The sequence below is a fragment of the Ureaplasma urealyticum serovar 8 str. ATCC 27618 genome (assembly GCF_000169535.1).
GTDB lineage: Bacteria > Bacillota_I > Bacilli_A > Mycoplasmatales > Mycoplasmoidaceae > Ureaplasma > Ureaplasma urealyticum.
In genome coordinates this window covers 555,144-564,599 of sequence record NZ_AAYN02000002.1, presented here as the reverse complement: position 1 = coordinate 564,599, position 9,456 = coordinate 555,144, and the positions used below count along the sequence as shown (strand labels likewise).

Annotated in this window: 6 protein-coding genes and 2 pseudogenes; 2 read left to right on the top strand and 6 right to left on the bottom strand. The window is 26.3% G+C overall.

All coding sequences use genetic code 4. From position 1 onward, the window contains the following. Positions 1–50: 50 nt before the first annotated feature. The 6 genes and pseudogenes from UUR8_RS02545 to def all read right to left on the bottom strand — a co-directional run bounded on the left by UUR8_RS02545 (position 51) and on the right by def (position 7,466). The gene (locus UUR8_RS02545) at positions 51–290 is read right to left on the bottom strand and encodes a hypothetical protein (RefSeq protein ID WP_004025958.1); all 240 of its coding nucleotides are present in this window, start codon (positions 288–290) and stop codon (positions 51–53) included. A 742-nt stretch (positions 291–1,032) separates the two neighbouring features. Continuing rightward, positions 1,033–1,227: a hypothetical protein gene (locus tag UUR8_RS02540; protein ID WP_004026659.1), complete on the bottom strand. Its 195-nt coding sequence runs from the start codon at positions 1,225–1,227 to the stop codon at positions 1,033–1,035. Between the two features lie 70 nt (positions 1,228–1,297). Beyond that, positions 1,298–2,373 (bottom strand): annotated as a pseudogene (yqeH, locus tag UUR8_RS03865) (ribosome biogenesis GTPase YqeH). Then, entirely contained in the window at positions 2,373–4,931 is a 2,559-nt protein-coding gene (gene parC / locus UUR8_RS02530; RefSeq protein WP_004025968.1) for a DNA topoisomerase IV subunit A, read from the bottom strand. Before parC ends, yqeH begins: the two are co-directional and overlap by 1 nt. Before the next feature lie 5 nt (positions 4,932–4,936). Then, positions 4,937–6,863 (bottom strand): annotated as a pseudogene (gene parE, locus UUR8_RS02525) (DNA topoisomerase IV subunit B). Between the two features lie 6 nt (positions 6,864–6,869). Then, positions 6,870–7,466, bottom strand: coding sequence for a peptide deformylase (gene def / locus UUR8_RS02520; RefSeq protein ID WP_004026226.1), 597 nt, complete (start codon positions 7,464–7,466; stop codon positions 6,870–6,872). 251 nt (positions 7,467–7,717) lie between these two features. On the opposite strand from def, the gene UUR8_RS02515 reads away from it, so the two are divergent. Together UUR8_RS02515 and fmt are read left to right on the top strand one after the other, a co-directional pair. Continuing rightward, positions 7,718–8,443: a DUF5385 family protein gene (locus UUR8_RS02515; RefSeq protein WP_004025912.1), complete on the top strand. Its 726-nt coding sequence runs from the start codon at positions 7,718–7,720 to the stop codon at positions 8,441–8,443. 74 nt (positions 8,444–8,517) lie between these two features. Continuing rightward, a complete protein-coding gene (gene fmt / locus UUR8_RS02510; protein ID WP_004025631.1) occupies positions 8,518–9,435 on the top strand; it encodes a methionyl-tRNA formyltransferase in 918 nt (305 codons plus the stop codon). Positions 9,436–9,456: the final 21 nt, after the last annotated feature.

Sequence of the window (9,456 nt, the reverse complement as noted above, 5' to 3'; positions counted from 1 at the left end):
TAAATTAAGAAAATAAAAAAACACCTAAGCTAAAGGTGTTTTTTTATTTTTTACCTTAAGTCAATTGAGATAATTGATTTAGCATAACCTGCAGGTGCGATATAAGCGTTTGCTTCACCTAATTTATTAGTTCAATATTTAACTCCATAAATTTCGTATTCACCAGTTGGCCAGTTTTTATTTTGTTTTAATCTAAATTCTGTTTGTTCTGCATAATTGCGATAATTTTGATTATTATATATAATACCTTTTTCAGAATAATATAGTTTTCCATCATTTTTACTACGCAATGCAATTCTTGCAAAAATTGGTGGATTTGCTTCGGTTGAAGTATCGATTTTTAAGTCTTCAAATTTACCAGTAAATGAAATAGCGAATTTGTATAAAATATTTGTATTAGTTTCTTTATCATATTCAATATTTATATATTGACATTAGTTTTTGATCTGTTAATCACGAAATTCCGCAATTATCAAATAAGTTAAAGCTAAAGACTTCATTACTATTATCATCGTATTCATAAACAATATTTTGCGCAGAATTATTAATATTTGTATTTAAGTCATTATGTGGTTTTTTATTAAAATGCACTTTTTCTAGAATAAATTGGTTATGGTCATTAATTATATTATTATTATTATTAATGATGTATTCAACTTTTAATTTGCCATTATCATTAAGTTTTGTAAGAATCCCTTCAACATATGTATTTGTAGTTCTATTTTTAATTTTAACTTCAATATCATAATCATTTGGATTGCCGTTATATCATTGATCATCATTTGAAATATTAAATGAAATTTTTTCAAAACCTTGTACATTAGCAGCTTTAAAGCTTTCGATTCTTGTTCTTGATGGGTTAGTTATGAAAATCTTTTTAATATTAGATGATGAATTAATTTGATAATTAATTGGTTCGTTTGTTAATATCTTAACTTCTTTTAGCGTGTATGAACGATTGTATACTAAATTACTAAAATGAAGTCTATAATCAACCTTATTTGTTTCTAATTTAATAGTTTGACAAATTTGTTATTTGCGACCATTATTTAAATATTCATAAGTTAATGACAAGATTTTATTGTTATATACTGAACTCATATTATCAAATTTTACGTTAATATCAATCTGGTTATTATTAACTGAATCAACATTAGTAATTGAAACAAGTTTTGGTTTACTTATTTGCGTTCTAAACTTAATGTTTTCCGGTTCGATAATGAGCATTATGAACCATATCAAAAGCTCCACAAAATAAAATGATTTTCATAATAAAACTCTCTTTGTTAATTAATAATTAAATGATCGCATATTTTGCAACTTTTAGTCCAACACATTTAGGTAAACGAACGCAAATTTGTTCAGCATTAGCGTTAATAACTAATAATCCCAATCCTGCAATACAAATGTTTGTTTTTTGGTTTTTATTTAATATTATTGTATGATCAATAAATTCGATGTCTTGGTCAACATAGTTAAATTTCGCTAATAAGTAACGATTATTAAAATTTGTTATAAAGTTTTCTAGTTTACAACGATGAATATCTAATTGTTATGAAACATATAGTGTAAATGTCGTTTTTTGGCCTTGTAAATATTGAATACCAACAAGTCCAGAAATCATAATTGCTTGTTGGGGATTAATTTGATAATTAATTGCTTTTGCACCATATGAAATCATGATTTATTTATTATCTTCATCACGCACATAATTTAAAATGTTTTCATCAAAACAAACCCCAGGCGCATCAATTATTTGGTGTTCTAATAAATTGATTTTATTTAAGTTAATTGTTGTGTTAGTATAACTACTAATTGTAAGTTTAGTTTTAATTTTATTTAATGCTAATAAAGCATTAATTAAGCTTGATTTTCCAACATTAGATTTACCTAAAAAAATAGATTTTTGTTTTTTGTTAGTAGCGTTTTTAATACAATCCATAACTTTTTTTAAACTAGTGTTTGAATGTGTTGAAACATAAACAATTTGTTGATTATTAAATTCATGATCTACAAGTGTTTTAATCACATTTTCATTAACTAATTCACTATTGTAACGATGTGGTAATAAATCAATTTTATTGACTAAAAAAATAATTTGTTCTTGATATTTTTTTAGTTCATCAATGATTGTATGTTCTAGATCTAAAATATCTAAAACCATAAAAATTTGTAAATTACTAAAATCTAAATTATCAATTGTATTTTTAATACTTTGGTTTAAATTAGTATGTACTTTTTCAAGTTTATTGTAATGAATTAGTTTAAAACAACGTTGACATAAATTTGTTTTTGTATCATTTAATAGCCAATCTTGTTAATTTCATCATTCAAAAAAGCGCCACAACCCTTACATTTATTATTTGTTATCATTAATCATTTTCTTCTTTCTCATTAATTAATTCTAATTGCAAATCATCTTGCTCTTGATTTTCATTGGTTTTTAATAATTCACTATCAAATTCATTTGCATACATACTAATTTTTTTAAAATCACTTATAACACTATCACTTAAAAAACTATCTTTAACAACATCAGTTATAATAAGATCATTTTCGTATTTATTAATTTTAGAATTTAATTTTATTGGTTTTGGATTTGGTAAATAGTATGGATTTATTTTTTGTTGTTCATCTAATAAATAGAAAACATTTTCATTACCAACTAAAAATGCTGCTAAAACGCTTTGTGCTTTTTTTGTTGGTAAATAAAGTGGTGATGGTGTCATTGCACGTTTTGATAATTTTAGCTCACTAATACTAAAACACTTATTACCTTGATCTAAAAAAAGTTGAATACTATAACCATTATTAGGAACGATTAGAATTGAACTAATTTCATCATTTGGTTTTAATTTCATGATTTTAATCCCTTTTGCTAAACGATTTAAACAATTAATTTCATGAACTAAAAACATTAACACTAACCCTAGTTTAGAAATTGCAACAACAAATTGATTATGATCTTTTTTAATTAAATTAGCACTAATTAAACCATCATTTTCATTTAGTTTCATAATACTAATTTGTTTGCTATTTTTATTTAAATCTAACTCATTTAATTCAATTCTTTTAATTAAATTTAGTTTTGAACCTAAAACTAATTGGTGTTCATCAACTTTAAATTGTTCATTGCATACATAAACTGCTACAACTTTTTCATTAGCATCAAATTTAGCATAATTATTTAAATGTTCACCAACATCTTTTCAACGCATACAACTAATTTTATGTGCAATTAAATTAATTAATTTTGCTTTTGATGTAATAATTAAAATTCGATCATGCGAATTAATTACATTATGATAAAAAAGAAGATCATTAGTTTTTAGTCCTAATTCATCATATTTTGAAGATTCAAATGATTTTTTAGAAACAGTTTTAATATATCCATCACGACTAATAACTAAATTTAAACTTTGTTTTTCAATCATTTGATCTTCATTAACTTCAGCTTTTATAAACTCATCAAATAATTTTGTTTTACGTTGATAACCAAATTCTTTTTTGAATTCAATCATTTTTTGTTTTAAATAATTTTTGCGAACTTGAAGTGATTTAATTCGCTCTTTTAGTGTTTTAGCTTGTTGTTGAAGACTTTCTCATTCATTTCTTAAATCAAATATATCTGTGCGTGTTAAATTATGCAAACGCATCATAATAATTGCTTCAGCTTGATTATTAGTAAAAGCAAATGTTTGAATTAAAGCATTTTTTGCGTCTTGGCGTGAATCACTAGCCCGAATAATTTTAATAATTTCATCGATTAAATCAACACATTTAATTAAACCTTCAACAATTTCAATACGTAATAAAACTTTATTTAAATCATATAAATCAACTTTATTAATAACATCAAGACTATGGTTGATTTGCGCATCTAGATACGTTGATAAACTTACAAGTGTTGGTGTTCGATGAACAATTGCAATAAATTTTGTATTATAACTAATTTCCAAACTAGTTTTTTTGTATAAATAATTTTTAACATTTTCTAAATTAACATCTTTTTTAGTATCAATGATAATGCTAACACCCTTAGCATCTGATTCATCACGAACTTCGATTAAACCAGCAACTTCTTTATTGTAAATAATATCTTCAATTTCTTTAATAATTAAAGCTTTATTTGTTTCATAAGGAATGGAATTAATAATGATTTGATTAATTTTTGCTTCACTTGTTTTAAATTCAATTGAAGCTCGGATTACAAATTTACCTTCACCAGTTTTGTGAGCATTTGCACATCCATTTAAATCATGAATTTCTCCCCCTGTTGGGAAATCTGGCGCTGGACAAATTTTAATTAATTTTTCAATACTACAATCTGGATGATCAATTCGATAAATTAAAGCATCAAAAACTTCATTAGGATTATGAGGTGGAATACTTGTTGCATATCCTGAAGCAATTCCTGTTGCTCCATTAATTAATAAGTTAGGAAAAAGTGATGGTAAAATTGATGGTTCTTTTTCACTATCATCAAAGTTTGGACTAAATTTAACTACATCTTTTTTTAAATTAGTTAGCATTACACTAGCAATTTTTGATAAACGTGTTTCTGTATAACGCATCGCAGCAGCGTTATCACCATCAATCGAACCTTTATTACCATGCATATCTAATAAGCATAAATTATTTTTTCAATCTTGACTCATTCTTACCATAGCTTCATAAATTGATGAATCACCATGAGGGTGGTATTTACCAATTACTTCCCCAACTGTACGTGCTGATTTTTTGTAAGGTTTGTCATGAAAAATTCCTAATTCGCTCATGGCATACAAAATACGTCGTTGAACGGGTTTTAAACCATCACGAATATCTGGTAAAGCACGATCTTGAATAATATATTTTGCATATTTAGCATAACTTTCACCAACAATGTTGTCTAATGGTGTATTAATAATTTTTTGTTGATTTACACTCATAGTTTTTATTTAGACTCCTCATTATTGATTTGTAATTCATCAATGACACTAAAATCAATATTATTATCAATTCATTGTCTTCGAATACTTACATCATTACCCATTAAAGTATTGATTTGACGTTCAGCTTGTAAAATATCATTGATATTAACTCTTAATAATAAACGCTTACTTGGATCCATGGTTGTTTCAAATAGTTGATCAGCATTCATTTCACCAAGTCCTTTATAACGTTGAATTTCATAATTTTTTTGTTCTTTTTTTAATTGGTCTAATTCCACATCATCTCAAGCATAAAAGAACTTTTTAGTGTTTTTATTTGTTAGTTTATAAAGTGGTGGTAAAGCAATATAAATATTGCCATTTTCAATTAATGGACGCATAAAACGATAAAACAATGTTAGTAATAAAACTTGAATATGACTACCATCAGTATCAGCATCAGTCATAATAATAATTTTGTGATATTTTAATTTTTTTAAATCAAATTCAGCACTAATTCCTGTACCTAAACAAGTAAAAATTGAAGCAATTTCTTCATTTTTTAAAACATCGACTAAACGTGCTTTTAAAACATTAAGAACTTTACCTCTCAAAGGTAAAATTGCTTGATATTTCTTATTTATTCCAAGTTTAGCTGATCCACCAGCTGAATCACCCTCTACTAAAAATAGTTCATTTAAAGTTGGATCTTTACTTTGAGCAGGTGTTAGTTTACCACCCATTCCACGTTCTTCTTTAATTTTTTTAACTTTTTTAGTTTCTTCACGAGCACGTTTAGCAGCTAATTTAGCATCTCGTGCAACAATTGCTCGATTAACTAAATCTAAGGCTTGTGTTTTATTTTCTTCTAATCAAAAACTAAAATTATCTTCGATTGTTTTTTTACTGCTTCATTTGCTTCTGGTGTGAACAATTTATTTTTAGTTTGCCCTTCATAACTAATTAAGCTTTCTGGGATTCGTAGTGAAATTACACTAGATAAACCTTCACGAATGTCATCACCTTCTAAGTTTTTATCTTTTTCTTTAAGTAAATTATGTTTTCGTGCGTAATTATTAACAACACTTGTTAAAGCATTTTTAAAAGCGTTTTCATGCACACCACCTTCGCTAGTTTTTACAGAATTAGCGAATGAAACCATGATTTCATTGTTTTGATCACTATATTGAAAAGCAACTTCAACATCGATTTTATTAATGGTATTTTTAAAAAAATAACATCAGAAAATGTTTTTTTGGTTTCATTAATAAATTTAATAAAATCAATTAAACCTTGATCATTAATAAATTCGTATTTTTTATTGTTGATTTTATCTTCAAAACTAATTTTTAAATCTTTTATTAAAAAAGTTGATTCATGCAAACGTTCCTTAATTGTATTTGGATTAAAAAATAAGTTTTTAAAAATTAAAGGATCTGGTAAAAAATGAATTAGCGTTCCTGTTTTTTTGGTTGTACCAATCACTTTTAGTGGTTGATCAATATGTCCCCCATTACTAAATTTTGCTTGATAAATTTTTTGATCACGATACACTTCACAAATTAATCAAGCACTTAAAGCATTAACCACTGATGAACCAACACCATGCAAACCACCTGCGGTTTTATATGCGCTTTCATCAAATTTTCCCCCAGCATGTAAAACTGTTAGTACAGTTTCAACTGTAGAAATTTTTGTTTGAGGATTAATATCAACTGGAATTCCTCGACCATCATCTAAAATACTAATTGAATTGTCTTCATGCAAAACAACGCTAATGTTTTTTGCATTAGCATTCATAACTTCATCAATTGAATTATCAACAATTTCTCAAACTAAATGGTGTAAACCAGCACTACTTGTTGATCCAATATACATTCCAGGACGTTTGCGAACAGCTTCTAATCCTTCTAGAATTTTAATAGCGCTACCATCATATTTGTTTGCCATAAAATTCTATCTTCCAATCTTTACTCAATCAGGTTCTGTATAAAATGGTTGGTCTTGATTAATATTATCGTAGTATAAACCTGCATCTAAATGACCAATTTCATGTTGAATACAAATAGCAATAATTCCACTAAATTCTTTATCAATAAATTGTTCACTAATCAAATCATAGGCTTTAACATGAACTTTTTCATATCTAATTACATATCCAGAACGATCATGATCAACAGATAAACATCCTTCGCCAGGATTTAAATAAGCACGTTGTGATGAACGTTTAGTAATATGTGGATTAATTAATAAATAATGATGTTCTTCATTTCCATCATCAAAATGAATATAAGTTGCACGTTTGTTTCAACCAACTTGGTTTGCAGCAATTGCAATCCCAGCACGAATTTTATATTTTTTAGCCTGGTTGTGATAACAAACATCAATGTATCGAACCATCTTTTTAAGATAATAAATATCATCTTTTGATAATTCATAACCTTGTATATCTTGAGTGACTTCACGTAAAACGGGATGTGGATCTTTAAAGATTCACTGTGGATTTGGTTTTAAATTTGCGTTTAATAAATCTAAAAATTTAACGTTATACATTTGCTTACTTCCTATTTTTTGAAATCAAATTATAATTTGATGGTTATTATTGTTTAAATTAACCTATCTTTATTTTAATAATTATAAATGATATAAAAGTTTACAATGTAATATTATTGATGAACTAATTATCTAAATTTAATTTATCTTGTTTAAAAACGCTTTAATTATGTTAATTAATTATAAATATTCTTTTAATTTCCATATAATAATATAATGTGTTATTAAATTAATGATTAGGTGGGAATAACATGCTTGATAAGCAAGAAATAATAGAATCGATTTTACAAGCAGATGCTACAAAGGGTGGTAATAGTAATTTTTTAATGATTTTAATCATTATTATTCCTATCATACTAGTTGTAGTTTTCATTATGCGTAAAAAACGTAAACAAAATGGTGAAAATCAAGCTAACGTTAACAATAAAGATAAATCAGATACAAACGAAGTTTGAGCCACAATCAAAAAATATTTACGTAGCATTGATGACAAGGGAAAAGAAGTTATTGATTCATATGTTGTTAAACGTGCTGAGCCTCATAATTTAGCTCAAATGACAAAACAACAAAAAATTGATTACAAAAACGAACAAAAAGCTATTAAAGCACTTAAAACAACTAATCCAGAGCAATACAAAATTGAAATGGAGCGAATCAAAAAAGAAAAACGTGCTAAACCTAAAGAATTATATGTTGTTTTATTTACGACAAGAAATGCTAAAACTTTAGTAGTAGATGAACCACGAGCAATTGAATGTGAAGTACGTTTAGTTAAGGTTAATAAAAAAGAAAATCGTCGTGAAATTGATGTTGTACGTGCTTTAGATTATGATGAAGAAATGTTATGAATTGAACCAATTAAAGCTAAAGATGATGAAATTTATAACAAGAGATTAGAAGCTGATAAGAAAAAACAACAAAAAGCAGCAGAACGACGTCAAAAACAATTAGAAAAACAAAAAAGCAAAACGAAATAATAACTCCAATCCTAAAGGAGTTATTTTATTATTTTTATAGTGTTTTTAATGCTATTTAAAAGGAGTTTATTAAAATGAAATACAATGTAATGTTTTTTGGTACGCCAGAGATTGCTAAAATTGTTTTAGAAACATTATTTAATATGCCTGAAGTTAATTTGATTGGTGTTGTAAGTCAACCAGATTCTCATTTTGATCGCAAAAAAAATGTTGTTTACTCACCTGTAAAACAATTTTGTTTAGATCATGATATTAAATTGTTTCAACCACAAAAAATTAAAGAAATTGAAGAAGAAATTCGTAGCCTTGCACCAGATATTATTATTACTTGTGCTTTTGGACAATTTATTAACCAGGGAATTATTGATATTCCTAAATACAAAATTGTTAATGTCCATGCTTCACTTTTGCCAAAATTACGTGGTGGAGCGCCCATTCATTATGCTATTTTAAATGGTGATTTACAAACAGGAATTACTTTAATGCATACGATTAAAAAAATGGATGCAGGTAATATTTTGTTTCAAAGATCTTTAGCGATTAATGAGCAAACTACAACAAAAATACTAACCTTAGAATTAGCTAATCTTGGCGCATTAATGATCAAAGAGCATTTTTTAGAATTAGTAAAATCAGATTTAGTTGGAATTCAACAAGATGAAAACGATGTTAGTTTTGCTTATAATATTCAAAAAAACCAAAACATTATTGATTTTAATAAACCCGCTTTTTTTGTAAATCGTTTTGTTAACGCTATGTATGATAAGCCAATTGCTATTATGGAATATAATGATGTCTTAATTAAGGTTCATCAAATCAAAATTACGAATCAAAAATCAACACAAAAACCAGGCACAATTGCAATTTCTAAACATCAAATTTTTGTAAGCACGCAAGATTTTAATGTAGAACTATTATTAATTCAACTACCAAATAAAAAACCCCTAGCACCAAAAGCTTTATTAAATGGCAAAAACCCTTTTAGTAATTAGAGTTATTAAATTGTTATAATT